Source organism: Pseudomonas sp. BAV 4579, from assembly GCF_009765395.1.
GTDB classification, from domain to species: domain Bacteria; phylum Pseudomonadota; class Gammaproteobacteria; order Pseudomonadales; family Pseudomonadaceae; genus Chryseomonas; species Chryseomonas aestiva.
This window is the reverse complement of sequence record NZ_WHOV01000024.1, coordinates 1-24,411: the sequence shown is the minus strand read 5'-3', so window position 1 is coordinate 24,411 and position 24,411 is coordinate 1. Positions and strand designations below refer to the sequence as shown.

Annotated in this window: 22 protein-coding genes; 19 read left to right on the top strand and 3 right to left on the bottom strand. The window is 67.8% G+C overall.

Translation table 11 applies throughout. The features are described from left to right. The first annotated feature begins 42 nt into the window (after window positions 1-42). From waaF to GSQ95_RS07240, 12 genes are all read left to right on the top strand, one after another. A complete protein-coding gene (gene waaF / locus GSQ95_RS07295; RefSeq protein WP_158889476.1) occupies window positions 43-1,077 on the top strand; it encodes a lipopolysaccharide heptosyltransferase II in 1,035 nt (344 codons plus the stop codon). Further along, complete coding sequence (gene waaC, locus GSQ95_RS07290) at window positions 1,078-2,085, top strand: lipopolysaccharide heptosyltransferase I (protein WP_158889478.1); 1,008 nt, start codon at window positions 1,078-1,080, stop codon at window positions 2,083-2,085. Next, a complete protein-coding gene (locus GSQ95_RS07285; protein WP_158889480.1) occupies window positions 2,082-3,200 on the top strand; it encodes a glycosyltransferase family 4 protein in 1,119 nt (372 codons plus the stop codon). The genes waaC and GSQ95_RS07285 overlap by 4 nt, the downstream gene beginning before the upstream one ends. Further along, entirely contained in the window at window positions 3,197-4,003 is an 807-nt protein-coding gene (gene rfaP / locus GSQ95_RS07280) for a lipopolysaccharide core heptose(I) kinase RfaP (protein WP_158889482.1), read from the top strand. The genes GSQ95_RS07285 and rfaP overlap by 4 nt, the downstream gene beginning before the upstream one ends. Beyond that, window positions 4,003-4,734, top strand: a complete 732-nt coding sequence (locus tag GSQ95_RS07275) for a lipopolysaccharide kinase InaA family protein (RefSeq protein ID WP_158889484.1) — start codon at window positions 4,003-4,005, stop codon at window positions 4,732-4,734. The genes rfaP and GSQ95_RS07275 overlap by 1 nt, the downstream gene beginning before the upstream one ends. Continuing rightward, window positions 4,731-5,486 carry a lipopolysaccharide kinase InaA family protein gene (locus tag GSQ95_RS07270; protein WP_158889486.1) on the top strand — a complete coding sequence of 252 codons (756 nt, stop codon included), beginning with the start codon at window positions 4,731-4,733 and terminating at the stop codon, window positions 5,484-5,486. Before GSQ95_RS07275 ends, GSQ95_RS07270 begins: the two co-directional genes overlap by 4 nt. Beyond that, a complete protein-coding gene (locus tag GSQ95_RS07265; RefSeq protein WP_158889488.1) occupies window positions 5,483-6,904 on the top strand; it encodes a lipopolysaccharide kinase InaA family protein in 1,422 nt (473 codons plus the stop codon). The genes GSQ95_RS07270 and GSQ95_RS07265 overlap by 4 nt, the downstream gene beginning before the upstream one ends. A gap of 186 nt (window positions 6,905-7,090) precedes the next feature. Then, window positions 7,091-8,833, top strand: coding sequence for a carbamoyltransferase (locus tag GSQ95_RS07260; protein ID WP_158889490.1), 1,743 nt, complete (start codon window positions 7,091-7,093; stop codon window positions 8,831-8,833). After that, the gene (locus tag GSQ95_RS07255) at window positions 8,830-9,963 is read left to right on the top strand and encodes a glycosyltransferase (RefSeq protein WP_133862982.1); all 1,134 of its coding nucleotides are present in this window, start codon (window positions 8,830-8,832) and stop codon (window positions 9,961-9,963) included. The genes GSQ95_RS07260 and GSQ95_RS07255 overlap by 4 nt, the downstream gene beginning before the upstream one ends. Next, window positions 9,960-10,919, top strand: coding sequence for a glycosyltransferase (locus GSQ95_RS07250; RefSeq protein WP_158889492.1), 960 nt, complete (start codon window positions 9,960-9,962; stop codon window positions 10,917-10,919). The genes GSQ95_RS07255 and GSQ95_RS07250 overlap by 4 nt, the downstream gene beginning before the upstream one ends. A gap of 80 nt (window positions 10,920-10,999) precedes the next feature. After that, window positions 11,000-11,731, top strand: a complete 732-nt coding sequence (locus GSQ95_RS07245; protein ID WP_178118350.1) for a glycosyltransferase family 2 protein — start codon at window positions 11,000-11,002, stop codon at window positions 11,729-11,731. Next, window positions 11,725-12,903: an O-antigen ligase gene (locus tag GSQ95_RS07240; protein ID WP_178118348.1), complete on the top strand. Its 1,179-nt coding sequence runs from the start codon at window positions 11,725-11,727 to the stop codon at window positions 12,901-12,903. The genes GSQ95_RS07245 and GSQ95_RS07240 overlap by 7 nt, the downstream gene beginning before the upstream one ends. A gap of 7 nt (window positions 12,904-12,910) precedes the next feature. Here GSQ95_RS07240 and GSQ95_RS07235 read toward each other — a convergent pair whose 3' ends face one another. After that, window positions 12,911-13,552, bottom strand: coding sequence for a lipopolysaccharide kinase InaA family protein (locus tag GSQ95_RS07235; protein WP_158889496.1), 642 nt, complete (start codon window positions 13,550-13,552; stop codon window positions 12,911-12,913). A gap of 117 nt (window positions 13,553-13,669) precedes the next feature. Between GSQ95_RS07235 and GSQ95_RS07230 the strand changes: the two genes are divergently transcribed. Next, entirely contained in the window at window positions 13,670-14,719 is a 1,050-nt protein-coding gene (locus GSQ95_RS07230; RefSeq protein WP_158889498.1) for a hypothetical protein, read from the top strand. Window positions 14,720-14,741: 22 nt separating this feature from the next. Beyond that, window positions 14,742-15,581 carry a glycosyl transferase gene (locus GSQ95_RS07225; protein WP_158889500.1) on the top strand — a complete coding sequence of 280 codons (840 nt, stop codon included), beginning with the start codon at window positions 14,742-14,744 and terminating at the stop codon, window positions 15,579-15,581. Here the strand turns inward: GSQ95_RS07225 and GSQ95_RS07220 are convergent. Continuing rightward, window positions 15,556-16,152: a serine acetyltransferase gene (locus tag GSQ95_RS07220; RefSeq protein WP_158889502.1), complete on the bottom strand. Its 597-nt coding sequence runs from the start codon at window positions 16,150-16,152 to the stop codon at window positions 15,556-15,558. The genes GSQ95_RS07225 and GSQ95_RS07220 overlap by 26 nt on opposite strands. Before the next feature lie 104 nt (window positions 16,153-16,256). On the opposite strand from GSQ95_RS07220, the gene msbA reads away from it, so the two are divergent. The 5 genes from msbA to GSQ95_RS07195 all read left to right on the top strand — a co-directional run bounded on the left by msbA (window position 16,257) and on the right by GSQ95_RS07195 (window position 23,445). Continuing rightward, window positions 16,257-18,071 carry a lipid A export permease/ATP-binding protein MsbA gene (gene msbA, locus GSQ95_RS07215; RefSeq protein WP_158889504.1) on the top strand — a complete coding sequence of 605 codons (1,815 nt, stop codon included), beginning with the start codon at window positions 16,257-16,259 and terminating at the stop codon, window positions 18,069-18,071. Beyond that, window positions 18,061-18,957: a GNAT family N-acetyltransferase gene (locus GSQ95_RS07210; RefSeq protein ID WP_158889505.1), complete on the top strand. Its 897-nt coding sequence runs from the start codon at window positions 18,061-18,063 to the stop codon at window positions 18,955-18,957. The genes msbA and GSQ95_RS07210 overlap by 11 nt, the downstream gene beginning before the upstream one ends. Before the next feature lies 1 nt (window position 18,958). Then, entirely contained in the window at window positions 18,959-20,374 is a 1,416-nt protein-coding gene (locus GSQ95_RS07205) for a PIG-L deacetylase family protein (protein WP_158889507.1), read from the top strand. A gap of 90 nt (window positions 20,375-20,464) precedes the next feature. Beyond that, a complete protein-coding gene (gene hldE / locus GSQ95_RS07200) occupies window positions 20,465-21,892 on the top strand; it encodes a bifunctional D-glycero-beta-D-manno-heptose-7-phosphate kinase/D-glycero-beta-D-manno-heptose 1-phosphate adenylyltransferase HldE (RefSeq protein WP_158889509.1) in 1,428 nt (475 codons plus the stop codon). Between the two features lie 50 nt (window positions 21,893-21,942). Beyond that, window positions 21,943-23,445 (top strand): helicase HerA-like domain-containing protein, encoded by a 1,503-nt coding sequence (locus tag GSQ95_RS07195; protein WP_256664494.1) that lies wholly within the window; start codon window positions 21,943-21,945, stop codon window positions 23,443-23,445. A 59-nt stretch (window positions 23,446-23,504) separates the two neighbouring features. Here GSQ95_RS07195 and GSQ95_RS07190 read toward each other — a convergent pair whose 3' ends face one another. Then, a complete protein-coding gene (locus tag GSQ95_RS07190) occupies window positions 23,505-24,278 on the bottom strand; it encodes an OmpA family protein (protein ID WP_158889511.1) in 774 nt (257 codons plus the stop codon). Between the last annotated feature and the right edge of the window lie 133 nt (window positions 24,279-24,411).

The window sequence follows — 24,411 nt, the reverse complement described above, 5'->3', positions numbered from 1 at the left end:
AGTGGGAGTCGGCCACCCGCTAGGTGCCGATCGCCTTCCAGCATGAATATTCTGATCATCGGACCCAGTTGGGTCGGCGACATGGTGATGGCGCAGACCCTCTTCGTCTGTCTCAAGCGCCAGCACCCCGACTGCCAGATCGACGTCCTCGCCCCCGAGTGGAGTCGCCCGCTGCTCGAGCGCATGCCCGAGGTGCGCGAAGCCCTGAGCTTTCCCCTCGGCCACGGCGCCTTCGAACTGGCCACCCGCCGGCGTATCGGCCAGCAGCTGCGCGGTCGCTATGACCAGGCGATCCTGTTGCCCAACTCGCTGAAGTCGGCGCTGGTGCCCTATTTCGCCGGCATCCCCACGCGTACCGGTTGGCGCGGCGAGATGAGATTCGGCCTGCTCAACGACATCCGCACCCTCGACAAGGCGCGCTATCCGCTGATGATCGAGCGCTTCATGGCGCTGGCTTATGCGCCCGGTACGGAGTTGCCCAAACCCTATCCCAAGCCACGGCTGGCCATCGACCCGGCCAGCCGTGACGCCGCCCTGGAGCGCTTCGGCCTGAGCCTGGACCGGCCGGTGCTGGCGCTCTGCCCGGGCGCCGAATTCGGCGAGGCCAAGCGCTGGCCGGCCGAGCACTACGCCGCCGTGGCCGACGCCCGGCTGCGTCAGGGCTGGCAGGTCTGGCTGTTCGGCTCGCAGAAGGACGCCCCCGGTGGCGAAGAGATCCGCGAGTGGGTCACCCCCGGTTTCGAGGAGGATGTCTATAACCTCGCCGGGCGTACTTCCCTGGCCGAGGCCATCGACCTGCTTTCCTGTGCCGGTGCGGTCATCAGCAACGATTCCGGTCTGATGCACGTGGCCGCCGCCCTGGATCGCCCGCTGGTGGCGGTCTATGGCTCCACCTCGCCGGGCTTCACGCCGCCGCTGGCCAGCCAGGTCGAGGTGGTGCGCCTGGGGCTGGAGTGCAGTCCCTGCTTCGACCGTACCTGCCGTTTCGGCCATTACGATTGCCTGCGCCTGCTGCAGCCGAGCCTGGTGCAGGAGGCGCTCGGCCGCCTGGTCGCCGATCCGGTCGAGGTGGGCTAGATGCGCGTGCTGCTGATCAAGACCTCCTCTCTCGGCGATGTCATCCATACCCTGCCGGCCCTGACCGATGCGGCCCGGGCCATCCCCGGCATCTGCTTCGACTGGGTGGTGGAGGAGGGCTTCGCCGAGATTCCCGCCTGGCACCCGGCCGTGAGCCAGGTGATCCCGGTGGCCCTGCGCCGCTGGCGCAAGCAGCCCTTTTCCGCCTGGGCCAGTGGCGAGTGGGGCGAATTCAAGGCGCGCGTGCGCGAGCAGCGCTATGACCGGGTGATCGATGCCCAGGGCCTGCTCAAGAGCGCCTGGCTGACCCGCTACGCCGAGGCGCCGGTGGCCGGTCTTGACCGCAACTCCGCCCGCGAGCCCCTGGCCAGCCGCTTCTATGACGAGCGCTATCATGTCGCCAAGGGGCAGCACGCCCTGGAGCGGATCCGCCAGCTGTTCGCCCAGGCCCTGGACTATCCGCTGCCGGCGGGCGTGGGTGACTACGGCCTGGATCGGCAACGCCTGGCCGGCCCCAACGAGACGCCCTATGTGGTCTTCCTGCACGGCACCACCTGGGTCAGCAAGCACTGGCCCGAGGCCCACTGGCGTGAACTGGCCGAGCGCATGAGCCGGCTGGACTGGCCGGTGCGACTGCTGTGGGGCAGCGAGGCGGAACATGCCCGTGCCGAACGCATCGCCGACGGCCTGGATGGCGTCCAGGTGCTGCCGCGACTGAATCTCGCCGGGGTGGCCAAGGTGCTGGCCGGCGCCCGCGCCTGCGTGGCGGTGGATACCGGCCTCGGTCATCTGGCCGCGGCCTTGGACGTGCCCACCGTGTCGCTCTATGGCCCGACCAGTCCGAAGAAGGTCGGCGCCTATGGCCGCTCCCAGGTGCACCTGAGCGCCGTGGGGCTGGACGGCACCGACGAGCCGCGCGACCAGCCCGCGGCCAGTCTCGCCGCCCTGACCCCGGAGCGGGTCGAACTGGAACTGGAAACCCTGCTGTTGGAAGACCTCCCCGCATGACCCTGGCTTTCGTGCTCTACAAGTACTTTCCCTTTGGCGGCCTGCAGCGGGACTTCCTGCGCATCGCCCAGGAGTGCCAGCGCCGGGGCCATGCCATCCGCGTCTACACCCTGATCTGGGAAGGCCCGGTGCCGGAGGGCTTCGACGTGCGGGTGGCCAGGGTCAGCGCCCTGTTCAATCACCGGCGCAACGAGAAATTCCACGCCTGGCTGCAGGCCGACCTCGCCCGCGATCCGGTGGACCGGGTGATCGGCTTCAACAAGATGCCGGGGCTGGACGTCTATTATGCCGCCGATCCCTGCTTCGAGGACAAGGCCCAGACCCTGCGCAATCCGCTGTATCGCCAGTGGGGTCGCTATCGCCACTTCGCCGAATACGAGCGCGCGGTGTTCGCCCCCGAGTCGTCGACCGAGATCCTGATGATCTCCGAGGTGCAGCAGCCGCTGTTCGTCAAGCACTACGCCACGCCGACGCCGCGCTTCCACCTCCTGCCGCCGGGCATCGCCGCCGATCGCCGCGCGCCGGCCAACGCCGCCGAGATCCGCGCCGACTTCCGGCGCGAATTCGGGCTGGAGGAGGGCGAGCTGCTGCTGGTGCAGATCGGCTCCGGCTTCAAGACCAAGGGGCTGGATCGCAGCCTGCGCGCCCTGGCCTCTTTGCCCAAGGAATTGCGCAAGCGCACCCGGCTGTTCGCCATCGGCCAGGACGATCCCAAGCCCTTCCTGCTGCAGGCCAAGGCCCTGGGCGTCAGTGACCGGGTCGAGATCCTCAAGGGGCGCAGCGACATCCCGCGCTTCCTGCTCGGCGCCGATCTGCTGATCCATCCGGCCTACAACGAGAACACCGGCACCGTGCTGCTGGAGGCGCTGGTCGCCGGGCTGCCGGTGCTGGTCACCGACGTCTGCGGCTATGCCCACTATATCGACGAGGCCCGCGCCGGCGCGGTGGTACCGTCACCCTTCGCCCAGGAGACGCTGGACCGGATGCTCGCCGAGCTGCTGGCCGATCCCGCGCGCCGCGCGGTGCAGGGCCGCAATGGCCTGGCCTTCGCCGCCAGCGCCGATCTCTATTCGCTGCCCGAACGTGCCGCCGATGTCATCCTGGGGGTGGCATGACCCTGGAATTGCGTGAGCCCTTCGCCAGCCGCTGGGCCGGCCAGGATCCCTTCGTCGCCGTGGAGGCCCTGCAGGGCCAGGTCTATCGCGAGCTGGACGGACGCCGCACCCTGCGCACCGAGGTGGCCGGCCGTGGCTACTTCGTCAAGATCCACCGCGGCATCGGCTGGGGCGAGATCGCCAAGAATCTGCTGCAGGCCAAGCAGCCGGTGCTGGGTGCGCGCCAGGAATGGCAGGCCATCGAGCGACTGCACCAGGTCGGCGTGCCGACCATGACCGCGGTGGCCTTTGGCGAGCGGGGCGCGAATCCGGCGACCCAGCACTCCTTCATCATCACCGAGGAGCTGGCCCCCACCGTCAGTCTCGAAGACTTCAGCCTCGACTGGCTCCGCCAGCCGCCCGAGCCCCTGCTCAAGCGGGCGCTGATCGCCGAGGTGGCGCGCATGACCGGCGCCATGCACCGGGCGGGCGTCAACCATCGCGATTGCTACATCTGCCATTTCCTGCTCGACACCGCCCAGCCGGTCACCGTGGCCACTCTGCGACTCTGGCTGATCGACCTGCACCGCGCCCAGTGCCGCACCCAGGTGCCCCGGCGCTGGCGCGACAAGGACCTGGCCGGGCTGTATTTCTCCGCCCTGGGCATCGGCCTGACGCGGCGCGACTTCCTGCGCTTCCTGCAGGGCTACTTCCAGCGGCCGCTGCGCGAGATCCTGCGCGACGAGGCGCCGCTGCTGGCGCGTCTGGAACGCAAGGCCGCCGCCTTGCTGGAACGCAAGGAACGCTACGGGGATCGGCTCTGATGGCTGACTGGCGCATCGATTCCAGCGTCGCCCACCTGCCCGAATTCGCCACCCTGGAAGCGGTGTTCGCCCTCGGCGGCGAACGCCTGACCAGCGATCCGCTGTCGGAAGTGGTGCGCATCGAGCGCGACGGCATCCGCTACTACGTCAAGCGCTACCACGGCGCCGGCAAGGGGTTGCGGCGCTATGTCGGGCGGCCGCGGGTCAAGGCCGAGTGGCAGAATCTCAAGCGTTTCGCCAAGTGGGGCATCGCCACCGCGCCGGTGGTGGCCTGGGGGATGGAGCGTTCGCCCCGGGGCTTCGCCCGCGGCGCCATGATCACCCGCGAGATTCCCGACACCCTGGATCTTGCCGAGCTGGCCCGCCGCGAGGATCCCCGCCTGCGCGACCGGGTCTGGGTGGACAGCGTCAGCCGCCAGCTGGCCGCGGCGACCCGTACCCTGCACGACCACCATTTCGTCCATAACGATCTCAAGTGGCGCAACCTGCTGGTGGATGGCCAGGGCGTGCTCTATCTCATCGATTGCCCGGCCGGCGCCTTCTGGGTCGGCCACTGGCTGCGCTGGCGCATCGTCAAGGACCTGGCCTGCCTGGACAAGGTGGCCAAGTACCAGCTGTCGCGCACCCAGCGCCTCAGGTTCTATCTGCAATACCGCGGTCGCGCGCGCCTCAGTGACAACGACAAGGGGCGCGTCCGCGAGGTACTGGACTATTTCAAGGGGCGGGAATGAACGAGGTGTGGGCGGCCGAGGATCGCGCCGTGCTGGCCGGCCAGGGCCTGGACAGCTTCGCGGCGCTGTGGGCGCTGGAGCTGACCGCGGTGGACGAACCCAACCAGGGACGCGGCGGCTTCAGCCAGGTGTTTCGCCTGGACGTTGGCGGCCATGGCTACTACCTCAAGCGCCAGCGCGACTACCTGACCCGCACCCTGGCCCGCCCGCTGGGCGAGCCGACCTTCGCCCGCGAGAGTCGCAACATCCGCCGCTACGCCGAGCGCGGCATCCCGGCGCTGGCGCTGGCCTATTACGGCGAGCGCCGCGATGACCAGGGCTGGCGCGCCATCCTGCTGACCCGGGCGCTGGATGACTGGCGCGATCTCGACAGCTGGCTGCGCGTCTGGGCGCACCTGGCCCCCGAGGAGCGCCAGGCGGTGCTGGTCGCCGTCGGCGAACTGGCTCGCCAGCTGCACGGCGCCGGCCAGGTGCACGGCTGCTTCTATCCCAAGCATCTGTTCCTGCAGCGTCAGGGCGAAGGCCTGGCCGCGCGGCTGATCGATCTGGAAAAGACCCGGCCGCTGCTGTTCGGCCGGCGCGATCGCCTGCGCGATCTCGAACCCCTGCTGCGCCGCGCGCCGCAATGGAGTGAACCGGACGTCGCCCGCTTGCTGGCGAGTTATCTGGACCAGCCGCTGGACAGCGCCGCCGTACGCGACTGGAGTCGGCGTCTGGCCGGGCGTCGCCGCCACAAGGAGCGCAAGGCATGACCCTGGAGCAATTGGCCAAGGCCGGTCGTGCGCCGACCCTGCCACTGCGCATCGAACTGCCCAGCGGCGAGCTGGAACTGCTGTCGCTGCTCAGGGTGCTGCCCGGTCAGCGCTATGTCGGCGAGGCCCGCTGGCAGGGCCGACGGGTGCTGGCCAAGCTGCTGGTCGGCGAGCGCGCGAGTCGGCAATTCGCCCGCGAGCGCGAGGGTTGTCGCCTGCTGGCGGCCGCCGCGGCGCCGACCCCCGCGCTGCTGGAGAGCGGCGAGGTGAGCGGGCAGGGCGCCTGGCTGCTGTTCGACTTCATCGCGGCGGCGCCCAGCGTCGAGCAGCTCTGGCAGCCGCTCGCCACCGAACCGCCCCTGTCGCCGGCACAGGACGCGTTGCTCGGCGCGGCCCTCGCCACCCTGGCGCGGCTGCATGCCCAGGGGCTCTGGCAAGCCGACCTGCACCTGGACAACCTGCTGGTCAAGGACGGCGCCGCCCTGGTCATAGACGCGGCGGACATCCAGGCCGAGACCGTCGGCCAGCCGCTGTCCCAGGCGCGGGTGCAGGAGAATCTGGCGGTGTTCTTCGCCCAGTTGCCGGCCGCCCTGGATGCCCAGCTGGAAGAGCTGCTGATCCACTACCTGCTGGTCAATGCCGAACACGCCCTGCGCCTGGAAGCCCTGCTGGCGCGTATCGCCGAGATCCGCCGCTGGCGCCTGGCCGACTACCTGAAGAAGAGCGGCCGGGAATGCACCCTGTTCGCCGTCACCCGCAGCGCCTTTGGCCTGATCGCCGTGCGGCGCACCTGGCTGAGTCGCCTGGAAGGCCTGCTGGCCGATCCCGACGCCGCCCTGGCCGGTCTGCCGACCTTCAAGGACGGCGGCGCCGCCACCGTGGCCCGCGTGCAGTGGCAGGACCAGGACCTGGTGCTCAAGAGATATAACATCAAGGGCTTCGGCCATTGGCTGACGCGCTTCTGGCGACCGAGCCGAGCCTGGCACAGCTGGCGCGAAGGGCACCGGCTGCGATTCCTCGGCATTCCCACTCCCGAGCCGCTGGCCGTGCGCGAGCGCCGCTTTCTTGGCCTGCGCGGACGCGCCTATCTGGTCACGCCCTTCGTCGACGGACCCAATCTGCTGGAGCGCTTCGCGCCCTATGTGCAGTCGGCGCCACCCGCGGTCGAGCTGGACGCCCTGCTGGCGCTGGTCGAGGCCCTGCGTCGCGAGCGCCTCGGCCATGGTGATTTCAAAGGCACCAACCTGATCTGGCATGAAGGTCGCTGGCTGGTGATCGACCTCGACGCCCTCCAGGCCCACGCCAGCGACCGTGCCTACGCCGCCGCCTATGCCCGCGACCGCGCCCGGCTGCTGCGCAACTGGCCGGCCGACAGCGCCCTGCATCGCCTGCTCGACGAGCGCCTGCCGCCAGCCTGAGCGCCGACCCGCCATCTGTACCGGGGCTGAATCGCCGTGCGCTAGGCCCCGCTCCGGCGTGCGGCCATTACCCGTGGCCTGCCTGAACGGCTATAATTCGCCGTTTTTGAGGCGAGGCGGGCCTGCAGCGGCCTCGCGAAACCCCGGCGAACTCCTCTGGCTTCGCCCTGTACAGAGGCTTTACCTGTGTCCCTGACCGTCCTTGGCCTGTCCGGCGCCCTCAGCCACGATCCCTCCGCCGCGCTCTATATCGACGGCAAGCTGATCGCCGCGGTGGAAGAAGAACGCTTCGTGCGCGACAAGCATGCCAAGAATCGCATGCCCTACGAGTCGGCCAAGTTCTGCCTGGAACAGGCCGGGATCAGCCCCGCCGATGTCGACGTGGTGGCCATTCCCTATGCGCCTATCAGTCTCTTCGGCGAAGCCCGCTGGCACTACGCCAAGCGTTACGCCTACGCCCCGGATCGCGCCCTGGATGCCATCCTGTTCGGCAATCGTCGCTACCACCGCTATCAGAAGCGCATCGAGTGGTGCCTGATGCAGCTCGGCTTCGACCTGAAGAAGGTCAAGCTGGAAGCCGTCGAGCACCACCTGGCCCATGCCTCCAGTGCCTATCACTGCTCGGGTTTCAGCGAAAAGACCGCGATCCTCGGCATCGACGGCAAGGGCGAGTACGCCACCACCTTCTTCGGCTACGGCGAAAACGGCAAGATCCACAAGATCAAGGAGTTCTACGACCCGGACTCCCTGGGTGGCCTCTATGGCGCCCTCACCGAATTCCTCGGCTTCGAGATGCTCGACGGCGAATTCAAGGTCATGGGCATGGCGCCCTATGGCGATGCCAGCAAGTACGATTTCTCGCGCCTGGCGAAATTCGAGAACGGCGAGCTGATCATCAACACCGACTACGCCAACGTCATCGGCTTCCGCCGCTACAAGGAAAAGGGCAAAGGCTACTACTTCTCGCCCAAGCTGATCGAGTGGCTGGGGCCCAAGCGTGAAGGCGACATCGCCGACGATCCCTACATCCACTATGCCGCCAGCATGCAGGCACTGTTCGAACGCCTGGCGCTGGAGATGATGGACTACTACCTGGGCGACATCATCCGCCAGACCGGGAAGATCGCCTTTGCCGGCGGCTGCGCGCTCAACGTCAAGCTCAACCAGAAGATCATCGCCCGTCCCGAGGTCAAGGAGCTGTTCGTCCAGCCCGCCTCGGGCGACGCCGGGACCGCCGTCGGCGCTGCCGCCTATGTCTCCCACGCCCGTGGCGTGCCGGTGGAGAAGATGGAGCACGTCTATCTCGGCCCCGGCTACAGCAACGAAGACGTCATCGCCGCCTGCGCCCGCCATCCCAACGCACCCAAGTGGGAGCGGATCGACAACATGCCCCGGCGCATCGCCGAGATCATGGTGGCCGGCAATCCGGTGGCCTGGTTCCAGGGCCGGCTGGAGTTCGGTCCGCGCGCCCTGGGCGGTCGCTCCATCATCGGCTGCCCCAGCGTGCCGGGCGTGGCCGATCGCATCAACGCCCAGATCAAGTTCCGCGAGCGCTGGCGGCCCTTCTGCCCGTCCATGCTCGATACCGTGGCGCCGCAGATGCTCAAGGTCGACCATCCCTCGCCCTTCATGACCTTTACCTTCGAGGTCAATGACGAGTGGAAGAACCGGGTGCCCGAGGTGGTCCACGAAGACGGCACCTCCCGCGCCCAGGTGCTGGAGCGCCGGCACAATCCGCGCTGGTACGACCTCATGGTCGAGCTGGAAAAGCTCACCGGCAACGGCGTTTCCCTCAATACCTCGCTCAACCGCCGCGGCGAACCCATGGTCTGCTCGCCCACCGACGCCCTGAACATGTTCTTCGGCTCGGACCTGCAGTACTTGATCATGGAAGACGTCCTGGTGATCAAGGAGGGGGCCGGGCTATGACGCGTTCCGCCGAACCGCGGGTGCTGCAGTTCTGTCATGGCTACGACGGTCCCTTCCTCGACTGCGCCCGCCAGACCGCCAGCCTCTTCGCGGGCAGCGGCTATCGTGTCACCACGGTCTTTCTCACCGGCACGGCCGATGCCGAGGTGGCCGCCGGTTGCGGCAGCGACGAGGTGCTGTTCCTCGAGTACTCCTCCAAGGACGTGCGCGGACTCAAGCTCGGCGCCATCCAGGCGCTGCGCGAGATCGTCCGCTCGCGCGGTATCCGCTTCGTCATCGCCCATAGATTCAAGCCGATCTGGATCGCCTGTCTGGCCACCAACCTCCCGGTGATCGGCGTCCACCATGCCTTTGGCGACTACGACCGGCTCGGCCGGCGGCTGTTCGCCAAGCTGATGAGCAAGCGCCTGACCCTGCTGGGCGTCTCCGACGCGGTGCGCGACGAGTTGCGCCAGCGCCTCAAGGACTGGCCGGCCGAGCGCATCGAGACCCTCTACAACCGTCTGGACGTCGAGGCGGTGGAACGCGAACTGCTGCCGGCCGACGAGGCCCGCGCCGGGCTCAAGCTGCCCCAGGACGCCTGGATCGTCGGCAACGTCGGTCGCCTGCACCCGGACAAGGACCAGGCCACCCTGCTGCGCGGCTTCGCCGCCGCCCTGCCGAATCTGCCGGCCAATGCCCTGCTGGCGATCCTCGGCAAGGGCCGCCTGGAGGAAGACCTCAAGGACCTGGCCCGCGAACTGGCCATCGCCGACCGGGTGCTATTCCTTGGTCAGGTGGACGGCGCCCGGCGCTATTTCAAGGCTTTCGACGTCTTCGCCCTGAGTTCCGACCACGAGCCCTTCGGCATGGTCCTGCTGGAGGCCATGGCCGCCGGCGTCCCGCTGATCGCCACCTCCTGCGGCGGCGCCCGGGAGATCGTCGAGGGGGTCGGCTTCCTCTTTCCCCTGGGCGACGCCGAAGCCCTCGGCCAGGGCCTGCAGCACCTCGGCCGTCTGGCGCCGAGCCAGAGACGCGCCTGCGTGCAGCACATGCGCGAGCGCCTGGCCGAACGCTTCTCCGACGAAGCGGTGCGCCGCGACTTCTGGCGGCTGCCGATGGTCGCCGCCTTCAAGGCCCCGGCGCCGTGAAAGTCCTGTTCCTGGTCCAGAAGGAGCAACGCATCCTGCTGGACCACTTCTATGCCAGCATCGCCGCCCACTGCGACTGTGACCTGCGCTGGCTGAGTGACGAGGAACAGGCCGATCTGCGCGGCTATTTCCGCCGCGCGGTGCCCCAGCCCGAGCAATACGATCGCATCCTGCTGTTTCTCAGATTCAAGAAGCAGCTCAGGCAGGTCGCCTTCATCCGCAGCCTGCCCAATCTGGTGGAACTGGAGCACGACGCCTACCAGAATTTCATCCCCTGCAAGTACACCGGCAAATTCAGCCGCTACTACCGGGCCATGCCCCATGTCCGGGTGCTGGTCTCCGGCGCCGGGGTGGCGCGGCGGCTGCAGGAGGAGGGGGTGGACGCCCACTTCGTGCCCAAGGGCTACGACGACAGCCGCCTGCGCGACCTGGGGCTCGAACGCGACATCGAACTGGGCTTCGTCGGCAGCCTCGGCAGCGTGGCCTACAGCGGGCGCAAGCAATTGCTGGAAGACCTGGCTAGGGTCGAGCCGCTATTGATCACCAAGACCCGCTCGGGCGACGAATACCTGCAGACCCTCAACCGCATCCGCTACTTCGTTGGCGCCGATGTCGGCATGGGCGAATACATGATCAAGAACTTCGAGGCCATGGCCTGCGGCTGCGTGCTCTTCACCTTCGATCAGGGTGAAGAGGAGAACCGCGCCCTGGGTTTCGCGGATGGCGTCAACGTGGTGCTCTATCGCTCGCTGGACGAGTTGCGCGAGAAACTCGCCCGGCTGCGTGGCGATCCGGCGCACGCCGCGGCCATCGCCAGGGCTGGAGAGGCCCTGGCGCGTCACTCTTTCGCTTTCGGCCACTTGGGTGAGCGCATCGTTTCGGCTATAACCCCAGCGCTGCGACCGGCAGTCGCTCCGGGGTTCCTGCACCGCCTGCTCGGCAGGCTGGGACGCTGATGCGCTGCCCGAGGTCCGGCTTTCGACTCAACTGGCAGAAAGGGTAGAACGTGCAGTTTTCCGCCGACAGCGACATCTCCATGGTCGTCACCAGTTGCGGGCGCTTCGATCTGCTGCGGCAGACGCTGGCGACCTTCGACGAATTCAACACCGCGCCCATCCGCCGCGTCTTCATCACCGAGGACTCCGGCGACGAGGCGGTACGGGATTGCATCCCCGCCCATTGGCGCGAACATACCGAGTTCATCGTCAACAATCCCAAGCTTGGCCAGATGCGCAGCGTCGACGCCGCCTATGCCCGGGTCGAGACCAGCTGGATCTTCCACTGTGAAGACGACTGGGCCTTCTATCGCCCCGGCTTCATCGAGGATTCCCAGGCGCTGCTGGAGGCCGATCCCCAGGCGCTGCAGGTCTGGCTGCGCAGCCATGCCCATGACCTGGCGATCCACAGCCCCTACGTCTATCTCAAGCCGCGGCAGGTGCATGCCGGCATCGCCTTCCATGAAGTCGGCTCGCACAAGCCCGAATGGCAGGGCTTTTCCTTCAATCCCGGTCTGCGCCGGCGTGCCGACTACCTGCTGCACGCCCCCTATGGCGACCTGAGCGGCGAGAAGGAACTGTCCCGCCGCTATGCCGACGCCCAGCGCCACGCGCTGATCCTGGAAAACGATGCCGTGCTGCACATCGGCTTCGGCCAGCACGTGGTCAGCGACAAGGATCGCAACGACAGGCAGAAGCGCCGGCGCATGGAACGCATCAAACTGGCACTGGCCTTCCTGGTCGGCGCACTCCTGGGAGCCCTGTTGTGGTGACACCCCTGCTCGATCGCCTGCAGCACAGCCGTTATTTCACCCTGGCGGTGCTGGTGTTCATGGCCGCCTACCTGTGCATCCCCACGGCCAAGTGGATCAACAGCTACTTCTATGCGGCGATCGCCCTGCCGGCGCTGATCCTTTTCGTCCTGCGGCCGCGGCTGATCGACTGGCGTTCGCCGCTGCTGCTGCTCTGGCTGGTGTTTCTCGCCTGGTTCATCGTGCCGGGGGCACGGGCCGAGGAGGGGCAGTTCTTCAAGCACATCCTCTATGTGCTGCTGTTCGTACTGACCGTGGCCTGCCTGGTGGACGGCGACTTCTTTCGTCGCCCTGGTTTCGTGCGCCTGGCCTTCTGGGTGGTCTGCGCCTATGCCGTGGGCTCCAGCCTGGTGTTTTGGCTGACCGGTCACTATGCCGTCGGCCAGCGGGTGATCCACCTGCCGGGACGCATCTCCAATCCCATCTATGTAAGCATCTGGATGGTCTGCCTGGGCGGCCTGGCCGCCCCCACCTGGATCCGTGAGCGGCGCTGGATCGAGTTGTTGGCGGCGGTGGTGGTCAGCATCGTCGGCATCTCCTTCGCCCTGCAGACCCGTACCGGCCTGGTGGGCATCGGCTTCCTGGCCGCCCTCGGCGTACTGTTCGCCTTTCCGCGCTTTCCGCTGCGCACCCTGGCGCTGGTCGTGCTGGTCAGTGCCCTGATCGCCGGGGTGGTCCAGGTGGTGCATACCGAAGCCTGGTTCGTCGCCTTCTGGGGCCGGGCGGATTCCGGACGCATCGAGCTGTTCCACTTCATGATCAAGGACTGGGAGTCCTGCGGCTGGTGGCTGGGCTGCGGCCTGGGTTACCAGAGTCACGACCTGCTGCATGGCACCGAAGCCATCCAGCATCCGCACAACATCTTCGTCTCCTTCGGCATCTACACCGGCCTGGTGTCGCTGCTGATCTTCGGCGTGCTGATGCTGGCCAGCCTGGGCGCGGCCCTGCGCCAGCGCGATCCCTGGGGACTCTATCTGGTGGTGGCCCTGCTGATGCTCAATTTCGACGGCGCCAAGCTGATCGGCAATCCGGACGAGTTGTGGCCGCTGGTGCTGTTGCCCGCGGCGCTGATCGTTGGCGCCGAGGTGCAGCGCCGGCGCAAGCTGGCGCTGGGACGGGCGGTGCCGGTCTAGTCCTGAGCTAGTCCTGCAGCTGACGGTCGAGTTCGCGCCAGTCCAGGGGCTGGCGGCACGCCTCGGCATAGGCCCTGAGGAAGGGTTCGCGACCGGGCTCGAACAGCCAGTCGCGGTCTTCGCCGTAGCGCAGCAGGTGATGGAAGTTGCGCACCCGCAGGCGCAGCGGCAGACGCCGCGCATGACAGCGCAGATCGGCGATGTCGATCAGGCCCAGTTCGCCTTCCGGCGTCAGCACCACGTTGCCCAGGTGCAGCGAGCGGAAGTAGACGCCGCTGTCGTGCAATTCGGCGATGAAGCGACCCAGGGCGGGGCGCAGCGCCGCGGCCTCGCTCGAGGTCCGTAGCTGGCGCAGGGTGGCGCCCGGCAGCGGGCTGTAGTGCACCAGATCGCGCTGCAGCGAGGCGGCGCGATAGACCTCCAGCACCTGCGGACAGGGAATGCCGCGCTCGGCCAGTTGGCGGGCGTTGTCGGCAAAGCGCTGGGCATAGGGAAACAGCGCCGCCGAGGTCAACAGCCGCTTGCGGCGAAAGAGCTTGAGATAGCTGCCATCGGTGAGGCGCAGGACCTTGTCGCCATGGTGATCGGCTTCCACTACCTGGGCGGCGTCGCGCAATTCGAGATAGCGCGAATGTTCGAGAGGCTTCATGCAGGACCCGTCAACGTCAGGGCGTGCATGTTACCCGAAGGTGGCAGGCTGTGAAGTGACCCCTGCGACCTATCCGGCCGCTTGTTGCTAGAATCAGATTTTTGCCGGCAGCTTTACATGCGCCCCACACGCCAACTCCTATATTTCGTCTACGGCGGTGCCCAGGCTTATCGGCAGGAGCTGAAGTTCAGCCTGCTCAGCGCCCTGCACTGGCGCCAGGGCCAGGACATCGCCCTCCGTATCCTGACCGATCGGCCGCAGGACTATCGCGGCTGGCCGGTGGAAGTAGTGGCCATCGAGGGAGCGACGCTCAAGGCCTGGCAGGGGCAGCACGGCTATCTGCATCGCAGCAAGGCCTGCGCCATCGCCTGGGCGCTGCCCGCCGCCGACAAGACCCTGTTCCTCGACAGCGATACCGTGGTCCAGACGCCGCTGGCCGCGCTGTTCGATGGCATCGATGAGCAGCGTGGGCTGCTGGACATCGAGGAGTGGTCCTGGCGCAAGGCCCGTACCCGCCCGGAATTCGCCCGTTTCGCCGCCGCCCTGGCTGCGCGTGGCCAGGAGCCGGCGGAAGAGACCCGGCTCTACAACAGCGGCGTCTGCGGTCTGGCATGCAGTCATCTGCCGCGGGTCGAGCGGGCCATCGCCCTGATCGACGACTGGCATGGCCACGACGAGGAGGTCCATACCCTGGAGCAGATCGCCCTGTCGTTCAGCCTGGCGGATCTGGCCATCGGCGAGGCGCGCGGTCCGGTGCGCCACTACTACGCGGAAAAGCGCTTTCTGCACTTCATGCTGGCGCACTTCTTCGAGCGCTATGGCGAAGACTATTCGCCGGCGCTGCAGCAGCACTGGCAGGAGGTGCCCCTGACCAAGCCGCTGCCCGATGTCTGGACCCGGTTGCGGGTGAAGTGGCAGCTGGCCGGGCTGGACAAGCAGCGCGCGAGCCTGGGGCGCAAGCTGCTCTATGGCTGCCTGGCGCCCCAGGACAGCTACGCCCGTGCCTGTCGTCACGTCTGGTGGGAGCGGGCGCTGAGCGAGCGTCTCGGCGGCGGCGATCGCCAGGCCTTCGCCGAAGGCATCTGGCCCAACGACCTGCCGCGTCCGCACCTGGCCGACGAAGCCGGCGCGGCCCTCGACTACCTGCGCAAGCGGGTGCGCGGCTAGGCCGCCATCCCCAGGAAATTCCATGCGAACGCTCTTTCTCGTCGTCCTCTATGGCTTACGTCCCGGGGAGTCGGCCACCCTCGACAGCCTGCTGGCTCAGCCCCCGGCCAGCCTGCCGGCCGACAGTGCCCTGCTGGTCTGGAACAATGGCCCCCGCACGCTGACGGCCGCGGAGCGCCAGTCGCTGCTGGCGGCCCCGGGTTGGACGGAGGTCCTGATCGAGGAAGATCTCGGCAATCCGCCCTTGAGTCGGGTCTACAACCAGGCACTGCGGCTGGGCGCCGAGCGCCTGGTGATCTTCGACCAGGACACCGTGGTGGACGGGCGCTTTCTACAGGCGCTTGGCCAGGACGCCGAGTTGCTGGTGCCCCTGGTGCTGGGGGCGGGCGCCATCCGCTATCCCCATCAGTACAAGGCGGTGGTGACCGCAGAGGGACCCCTGGATCCCCAGGCCACCGTGACCATCAGTTCGGGCCTGTGCCTGACGCAGGGCCTGGCCGCGCGTATCGCCGCCCGCCACGGCGATGTCTTCGACGAGCGCTTCGCCCTCTATGGCGTCGATGTGTCCTTTTTCCTGCGGGTGCAGGCGCTGGCGCGGGACGAGCCGGTGGCGCTGCGCTGCGCGGGCATCCTCGACCATTCGCTGTCCGAGCTGGAAGCGGAAACTCCGGCCCAGCGGCGCTTTCGCGACATCGAGAAATTCTATGTCGCCCTGCTGCTGCGCCTGCACTACAAGGGCGCCTCGCGCGGCAAGGTGCTGCGCTACCTGGGGCGGCAGTTGCTGGGCAATCGACTGTATCTGTACGGCGTGCTGCCGCAGATGCTGCGGACCATCCTCAGGGGGCGCCATCCCCGGGCGTAGCGCCCGGCAGCGACCGGATCACCGCCTCGTGGCGACTGTAGTAGAGGCTGTCGGCGGGGATGTCGCGCATCACCAGGGCGCCGGCGCCGACCACCACGTTGTGCCCGATGGTCAGGTGGTCGCCGACGATGCAGACGTGGGCGCCGAGGCTGACGTTGTCACCGATGAAGATGCCCACGAGTTGCGCCGGGTCGTCGCTCTTGATACCGATGGTGGTGTGCTGGCGGATCATCACGTTGCGTCCGATCACCGCCAGATTCGATACGCAGATGCCCATGCGATGGGGCAGCCGCAACCCAGGGCCGATGCGCGCACCCAGCAGGATCTCGATGTTGTGCTGGCGAATCAGCCGACGATTGATGCGCTCGGCCAGCTTGCGGTAGTTGAGCAGGCCACGCGGCCGGCAATAGAGGAATTGCGCCAGGCGATACCAGAACAGAAAGCTCGGGCTCTCTCCCGCCGTCACGCGCCGGAACAGGCGCTTGAGGCGCAAGGGTTTGCCGGGTGCATCCAGCACCTCCACACGCCAGTAGTCCTTGAGTTCGGCATAGGTGGCGATGAGCGGCGGCATGACGGGCGTTCCGGAGCAGGGGAGGGCAAGCCTAGCGGAAAATCCCGCCGCTGGGTCAGCGGCGGGTGCGTGTTAACATGGCGCTTTTGCGTCACGACGAGACCATGAGCCAAGACTCCCCTGCGCAGACTTCCAGTCTGAAGATCTACTTCCGCCTGCTCGGCTACGTGCGGCCCTACATCGGCATGTTCGCCCTGAGTATCGTCGGCTTTCTGATCTTCGCCTCCACCCAGCCGATGCTGGCGGGCATCCTCAAGTATTTCGTCGATGGCCTGAACAACCCCAACGCCTCTATGTTTCCGGGCTGGCCCATCGTCGGTGGCCTGCACCTGGTGCAGGCGGTGCCGCTGATGATCATCCTGATCGCCGCCTGGCAGGGGGTCGGTTCCTTCCTCGGCAACTACTTCCTGGCGCGGGTTTCCCTCGGCCTGGTGCACGACCTGCGGGTGGCGCTGTTCAATCACATGCTGCGCCTGCCCAATCGCTACTTCGACGCCAACAACTCGGGTCACCTGATCTCGCGCATCACCTTCAACGTCACCATGGTGACCGGTGCCGCCACCGAGGCGATCAAGGTGGTGATCCGCGAAGGCATGACCGTGGTTTTCCTGTTCGCCTCGCTGCTGTGGATGAACTGGAAGCTGACCCTGGTGATGGTGGCCATCCTGCCGCTGATCGCCCTGATGGTGACCAGCGCCAGTCGCAAGTTCCGCAAGCAGAGCAGCAAGATCCAGTCGGCCATGGGCGACGTCACCCACATCACCTCCGAGGCCATCCAGGGCTATCGGGTGGTGCGCAGCTTTGGCGGCGAGACCTACGAGCAACGGCGCTTCCTCGATTCCAGTCTGGCCAACACCGACAAGCAGCTGACCATGACCAAGACCGGCGCGGTCTATACGCCCATGCTGCAGCTGGTCATCTACTCGGCCATGGCGGTGCTGATGTTCCTGGTGCTCTGGCTGCGCGGCGAAGCCTCCGCCGGTGACCTGGTGGCCTACATCACCATGGCCGGCCTGCTGCCCAAGCCGATCCGCCAGCTCTCCGAGGTCAGCTCCACCATCCAGCGCGGCGTGGCCGGTGCGGAAAGCATCTTCGAGCAGCTCGACGAGCCCGCCGAACGCGACGACGGCCGTGAAGAACGCGAGCGCGTCCAGGGTCGGCTGGAGGTGCGCAACCTGACCTTCCGCTACCCGGGCACCGACAAGCCGGTGCTGGAAGGCATCGATTTCGTCGCCGAGCCCGGCCAGATGGTGGCCCTGGTGGGCCGGTCCGGCAGCGGCAAGTCGACCCTGGCCAACCTCATCCCTCGTTTCTACCAGCACGAGCAGGGCGAGATCCTCCTCGACGGCCTGGAGATCCAGGACTATCGGCTGAACAATCTGCGCCGGCACATCGCCCTGGTGACCCAGCACGTCACCCTGTTCAACGACAGCGTCACCAACAACATCGCCTATGGCGATCTGGCCGGGGCGCCGATGGAGCAGGTGATGGCGGCGGCCGAGGCAGCCTATGCCGACGAATTCATCCAGCGCCTGCCGCAGCAGTACGACACCCAGGTCGGCGAGAACGGCGTGCTGCTCTCCGGCGGCCAGCGCCAGCGCCTGGCCATCGCCCGGGCATTGCTGAAGAACGCGCCGCTGCTGATCCTCGACGAGGCCACCTCGGCGCTGGACACCGAATCCGAGCGGCACATCCAGGCAGCGCTGGACCGCGTCATGCAGGGCCGGACCACCCTGGTGATCGCCCACCGCCTCTCCACCATCGAGAAGGCCGACCTGATCCTGGTGATGGACCATGGCCGCATCGTCGAGCGTGGCAGCCATGGCGAGCTGCTGGCGCTGAACGGCTACTATGCGCGCCTGCACGCCAAGCAATTCGAGGACGTCGCTCCCGCGACGCCCGCCTCCCATGCTGAATAGGTTCCGATTCTGGCGCGAACGCGGCTGGATGACCATTTCCGCCGCCGACTACGCCGCCGCCTGGCAGCGCCATGGCGGCAGCGTCGCCAGCCACCCGGAGGTCATCGCCCGCCTGGCCGAACTGGCCGGCATTCCGGTGCGCTACCTGGGCTGGCCCGGCGCGGATGGCCTGCAGGCCGCGGTGCCCTGCTGGGGGCGCGAGCTGGCGCTGTCGCGTACGGTGCTGAAGAAGCGCCGCCAGCGTGCCCTGTTCGACCTGGGCAACGCCGAGATCATCCTGCCCGCCGCCCCGGGTAGCGCGGCGCCCCTGCGGCAGCGCGCCCGCTATCTGTCGCCCCTGTGCGACGAGCGTTTCGCCGGTCTGCGCCGGCAGAGCGAAGAACTGGCGATGCTCCGCGAGCCGGAAGCCTGGTCGAAGAAATTCCGCTACAACCAGCGTCGCGAGCAGCGCCTGTTCGAGGACGCCGGTGGCCGCGTGGTCCCCATGGCCGAGCTGGATAGCGCCGAGCAGGCACGGATCTATGCCGAGCTGTTCGAGGCGCGCTGGGGCTTCGAGGTGCCGGGCAAGGCCCGGCTGGCCGAGGTGTTCGGTCTGCTGCGGGAATTCATGACCGGTTCGCTGCTCATGCTCGGCGAGCGTCCGGTGGCGATCCAGGTGCTCTATCGGGTGGAGGCGCCCGACTGGATCAGCGTCGAATACGTCAACGGCGGTGTCGATCCCGCTGCCAGCGACCTGAGTCCCGGCAGCGTCCTCACCTATCTGAACACCCAGGCCGCCTGGCAGGATGCCCGCGCCCTCGGCAAGGCGTTGCGCTACTCCTTCGGCCGCGCCGATCGCGACTACAAGGACCGCTGGTGCCATCGCGTCACCGTCTTCGAGAGCTGAGATGACCGCCCGCAAACAAACCCTGCTCAAGCGTCACCGCCGCCACAAGCGGCTGGTCCTGGCGGTCATCGCCGTCGTGCTGCTCGGTTGCCTGGCGCTCGGGCCCTGGTGGAGCGCGCCGCTGCTGGCGCTGCTGGTCTGGCTCGGCCACGAGGCCTGGTTCGCCGATCATCTCTTCTATTCGCCGCGCGACAACTACAGCTACCAGTTCCCTGCCGACACCCTGGTGCTGGGCCTGCATCTGGAGCACGGTCGACTGGCCGCGGTGGAATTGCCGCCGGGCGAGCTGACGCTGTTCCTGGAAGGTCGGCTGCGGGCGGGCTGGCTCGGTCGCCTGCTGGATCCCCGGGTGCACCTGCGCGCCGGTGACGAAGGCGATCGCCAGGACTTCGAGCGCGGCGTGGCCGGGCGGCGCTATGTCAATCTCAGTGGCTACGCCGAGGCCCTGCGGCGTGGCGAACTGCACCTCTGGACGCGCTTCTGCCGGTTGCAGGGCGAGTTGCGCCTGCACGTCTTCGCCCAGCCGGATTTTCGCAGCAAGAGCGTCATGGTCATCGCGCCCCACGCCGACGATGCCGAACTGGCGGCGTTCGGCCTCTACAGCCAGGCGCGGGAAGCCAGCATCGTCACCCTGACCCAGGGTGAGATCGAGGCCGGGCACTACCAGCGCCTGGGCCTCGATCGCCAGGCCGCGGCCCGGCTCAAGGGCCGGCTGCGCACCTGGGACAGCCTGGTCACGCCGCTGTGGGGTGGGGTACCGCCGGAGCGCTGCGTGCAGCTGGGCTACTACTGCCTGCAATTGCCGGCCATGCGCCAGGCGCCGCAAGACGCCTTCGGCTCCCGCGAGTCCGGCGACGACGATGTGCGCAGCGCCCGGCGCCACAATCCCCTGCAACTGCCCGGCGATGTCGACGGCGCCCCCACCTGGCGCAATCTGGTGGCCGATCTAGTGGCCCTGCTGGAGCACTTCCGTCCCGAGGTGGTGGTGCTGCCGCATCCGCAGATCGATCCCCATGCCGATCACGTGGCCAGTACCCAGGCCCTGCGCGAAGCCCTGACCTTGAGCCAGTGGCAGCCCGAACTCGAACTGCTCTACGCCAACCACCTGCACGACAACGACCGCTGGCCCATGGGCCCGGCCGAAGGCGGCATCGCCCTGCCGCCGGCCATCGAGACGCCCGCGCCCCTGGTGCCCTGGAGTCCGTTGCTGACCCCCGAGCGGCGGCTGGACAAGGCCATGGCCCTGGGTATGCAACACGACCTGCTGGTGCCGCTGCCGGCGAAGAAACGCCTGCGTCGGGCCATCCAGTGGCTGCTGGCTGGTCGCCGCTGGCCGCGCACCGGCGAAGACGAGTTCTTTCGCAAGGCCGTACGCCGTCACGAGCTGTTCTGGATAGACCGCCGCGACGAGCTCTGAACCCGGCGTCTCCCGCTGGCAGGCGCTTCCGGGACGCCTGAGCCCCTATGCTATGATCGCCGCCATTTTCGCGCTTTGGAGCCTGTCCCTATGAAGCTGACCATGCCTCGCTTCGATCTCGCGCCGGTCCTGGTGGTCGGCGACGTGATGCTCGACCGCTACTGGCACGGCACCACCTCGCGGATCTCGCCCGAGGCACCGGTACCCGTGGTGCGCGTCGACCAGCACGAGGATCGTCCCGGTGGCGCGGCCAACGTCGCCCTCAACATCGCCGCCCTGGGCGCGCCGGCCTATCTGGTCGGCGTCACCGGCCAGGACGAAGCCGCCGATGCCCTCACCGACAGCCTGAGAGCGGCCCATGTTCAGGTGCGCTTCCAGCGCATCGCCCAGCAGCCGACCATCGTCAAGTTGCGCATCATGAGTCGCCATCAGCAACTGATCCGGGTCGACTTCGAAGAGCCCTTCGACACCGATGCCCAGGCGCTGGCCTCGGACACCGCCGCCATGCTGGCCGGGGTCAAGGTACTGGTGCTGTCCGACTACGGCAAGGGCGCCCTGAAGAATCACCAGGCCCTCATCCAGCTGGCCCGGGCGCGCAACATCCCGGTGCTGGCCGATCCCAAGGGCAAGGACTTTTCCATCTATCGCGGCGCCAGCCTGATCACGCCGAATCTCTCCGAATTCGAAGCCATCGTCGGCGTCTGCGCCGACGACGCCGAGCTGGTGGCCAAGGGCAGCGAGTTGATGGCGCGCCTGGATCTGGGGGCGCTGCTGGTGACCCGCGGCGAGCACGGCATGACCCTGCTGCGTCCCGCTCAACCGGCCCTGCACCTGCCTGCGCGCGCACGCGAGGTGTTCGATGTCACCGGCGCGGGCGACACCGTGATCTCCACCCTGGCCGCTGCCCTGGCCGCCGGTGAAGACCTGCCCCAGGCCGTGGGGCTGGCCAACCTGGCCGCCGGCATCGTCGTCGGCAAGCTGGGTACCGCCGCCATCAGCGCCCCCGAGCTGCGGCGAGCGGTGCAGCGTTCGGAAGGCTCCGAGCGCGGCGTCCTGACCCTGGAGCAGCTGCAGCTGGCCATCGAGGACGCCCGCGCCCATGGCGAGAAGATCGTCTTCACCAACGGCTGCTTCGACATCCTCCACGCCGGTCACGTGACTTATCTGGAACAGGCGCGGGCCCAGGGCGATCGCCTGATCGTGGCGGTCAACGACGACGCCTCCGTGACCCGCCTCAAGGGGCCGGGCCGACCGATCAACAGCGTCGACCGGCGCATGGCGGTGCTGGCCGGCCTAGGCGCGGTGGACTGGGTCATCCCCTTCAGCGAGAACACCCCGGAGCGCCTGCTGGAGCAGGTACGTCCGGATGTGCTGGTCAAGGGTGGTGACTACAAGAGCGTCGAAGAGGTGGTCGGCGCCCAGATCGTGCAGGCCTATGGTGGCGAGGTACGTATCCTCGGCTTGGTGGAAAACAGCTCCACCACCGCCATCGTCGAGCGGATCCGCAACCGTACCTGAGCGCGGACTCCCGGGTTAAGCTGGGCGCAGAACCGCTACGGAGCTGCGCCATGCCCTCGACGCCCCTGCTGATCCTTGGTACTGCCGTTTCTGCCGACCCGAACACCGCCCCGCACGCGGGCCAACCGCTCGGTCACCCGCTCAAGCTGGCCAATCGGCACGGTCTGATCGCCGGCGCCACCGGCACCGGCAAGACCGTGACCCTGCAGCGCCTCGCCGAAGCCTTCAGCGACGCCGGCGTCGCCGTCTTCGCCGCCGACATCAAGGGCGATCTCTGCGGCCTCGGCGCGGCTGGCGCGCCCCAGGGCAAGCTGGCCGAGCGCATCGCCGCCCAGGGTCTGCCGCACCAGCCCCGGGCCTATCCGGTCACCCTCTGGGACGTCGACGGCAAGCGCGGCCATCCGCTGCGTACCACCCTGAGCGAGATGGGCCCACTGTTGCTGGGCAACCTGCTGGAACTGACCGACAGCCAGCAGGCCGCCTTGCACGCCGCCTTCAAGGTGGCCGATCGCGAAGGACTGCTGCTGCTCGATCTCAAGGACCTCAAGGCGGTCCTCAATCACCTGCGCGAACAGCCCGAGGCCCTGGGTGAAGACCGCGCGCTGTTCGCCGGCGCCTCGGCCCAGGCGCTGCTAAGGCGGCTGGCGACCCTGGAACAGCAGGGCGCCGAGGCCTTCTTCGGCGAGCCGGCGCTGCAACTGGAAGACGTGCTGCGCCCGGAGGCCGACGGCCGCGGACGCATCCATCTGCTCGACGCCAGTCGCCTGGTGCACGAGGCGCCCAAGGTCTATGCCACCTTCTTGATCTGGCTGCTGGCCGAGCTGTTCGAGCAACTGCCCGAGCGCGGCGATGCCGATAAGCCGGTGCTGGCGCTGTTCTTCGACGAGGCCCATCTGCTGTTTGGCGAGACCCCCAAGGCCCTGCGCGATCGCCTGGAGCAGGTGGTGCGACTGATCCGCTCCAAGGGCGTCGGCGTCTATTTCGTCACCCAGTCGCCCAGCGACCTGCCGGACGCCATCCTCGCCCAGCTGGGATTGCGTATCCAGCACGGCCTGCGCGCCTTCACCGCCCGGGAGCAGAAGGCCCTGCGCGCGGTGGCCGACGGCTTCCGGCCCAATCCGGCGTTCGACAGCCTGCAGGTGCTGACCGAGCTGGGCATCGGTGAAGCCCTGGTGGGCAGCCTGGAAGACAAGGGCACGCCGGCGATGGTCCAGCGCGTGGCCATCGCCCCGCCGCAATCCCGGGTCGGCCCGCTGAGCGAAGCCGAGCGCCAGACGCTGATCCACCAGTCGCCCCAGGCGGGTCGCTATGACCGGGCCGTGGATCGCGAATCGGCCTACGAGATCCTGCGCGAGCGTCAGGCCGAGCGGGTACCGGCGGAGGCGCCGGCAGCGGCACAGACCAAGGCCGGGCAGGGCGGTGCCCTCGGCGATCTGGTGGGCGAACTCGCGGGCAATGCGCTCAGGAGCGCGGCGCGCCAGGCGGCCAATCAGCTCGGACGGCAGCTGGTCCGGGGGCTGCTTGGCTCCCTGCTGGGTGGCAAGCGCCGCTAGCCGGACCCCAGGCAAAAAAAGACCCCGCCTGGGCGGGGTCCTTGAGCTTCACGCAGGCATTACATGCGCGGGGCGACGGGGTTGGCGTCGTTGGAGATGGTCACTTCCACGCGACGATTCAGGGCGCGGTCGGAGGCGTTGCTGTTGCTGGCCACCGGGAAGGCCTTGCCATAGCCACGGGTCTGGATGCGGCTCGGCTCGACGCCGGCGCTGACCAGGGCGGTCTGGATGGCCTGGGCGCGACGCTCGGACAGCTGCTGGTTGTAGGAGTCGCTGCCGACGCTGTCGGTGTAACCCTCGACGATCACCTTGCGCTCGGGATTCTGCTTCAGGTAATCGGCCAGCTTCTGAGCATTGGCGTAGCCCTGGGGCTTGAGTTCGGCCTTGTTGAAGTCGAACAGCACGTTGCCGAAGGTCACCACGGTGCCGCGCTCGGTCTGCTTGGCCTGCAGGGCGTCCTGCAGCTGCTTGAGCTGGGCGGTACGGGCATCCAGGCGGGCCTGGGTGCGCTCGCCGTCGACATTCTGCATCTGGGCTTCGGTCATGCGCAGCTTGATGGTCTGCATGGCCGTCTGGATGCGCTGGTTGGTCAGGTAGGCCAGCTGGTCGACGGTCTTCTCGTTTTCACCGTCCTTGTAGGCCTTCTCGGTCTTCTGCAGCCAGGCACCGGCGTCCTTGGTTTCCAGGGCGGCCAGTTGGGCGGCCTGGGGCTGGGATTCCAGCGCCGAGTAGTCGGACTTGGCCTGTTCCAGATTCGGGTTGGGCGGCGTGGAACAGGCGGCCAGGGCCAGGCTGAGCAGCGACACGGCAGGAATCAGAATGTGTTTACGCATGATGGTCGTCCTTTGAATTCGTGAAGGGAGGAAAGGGGCGGTCGCTTACTGCTGGACCTTCTTCTGCAGGTTCTGCTGGAGCTGCAGGTTGATCTGACCTTCCTCACGGATCTGCTGGATGCTGTTCTGGGCA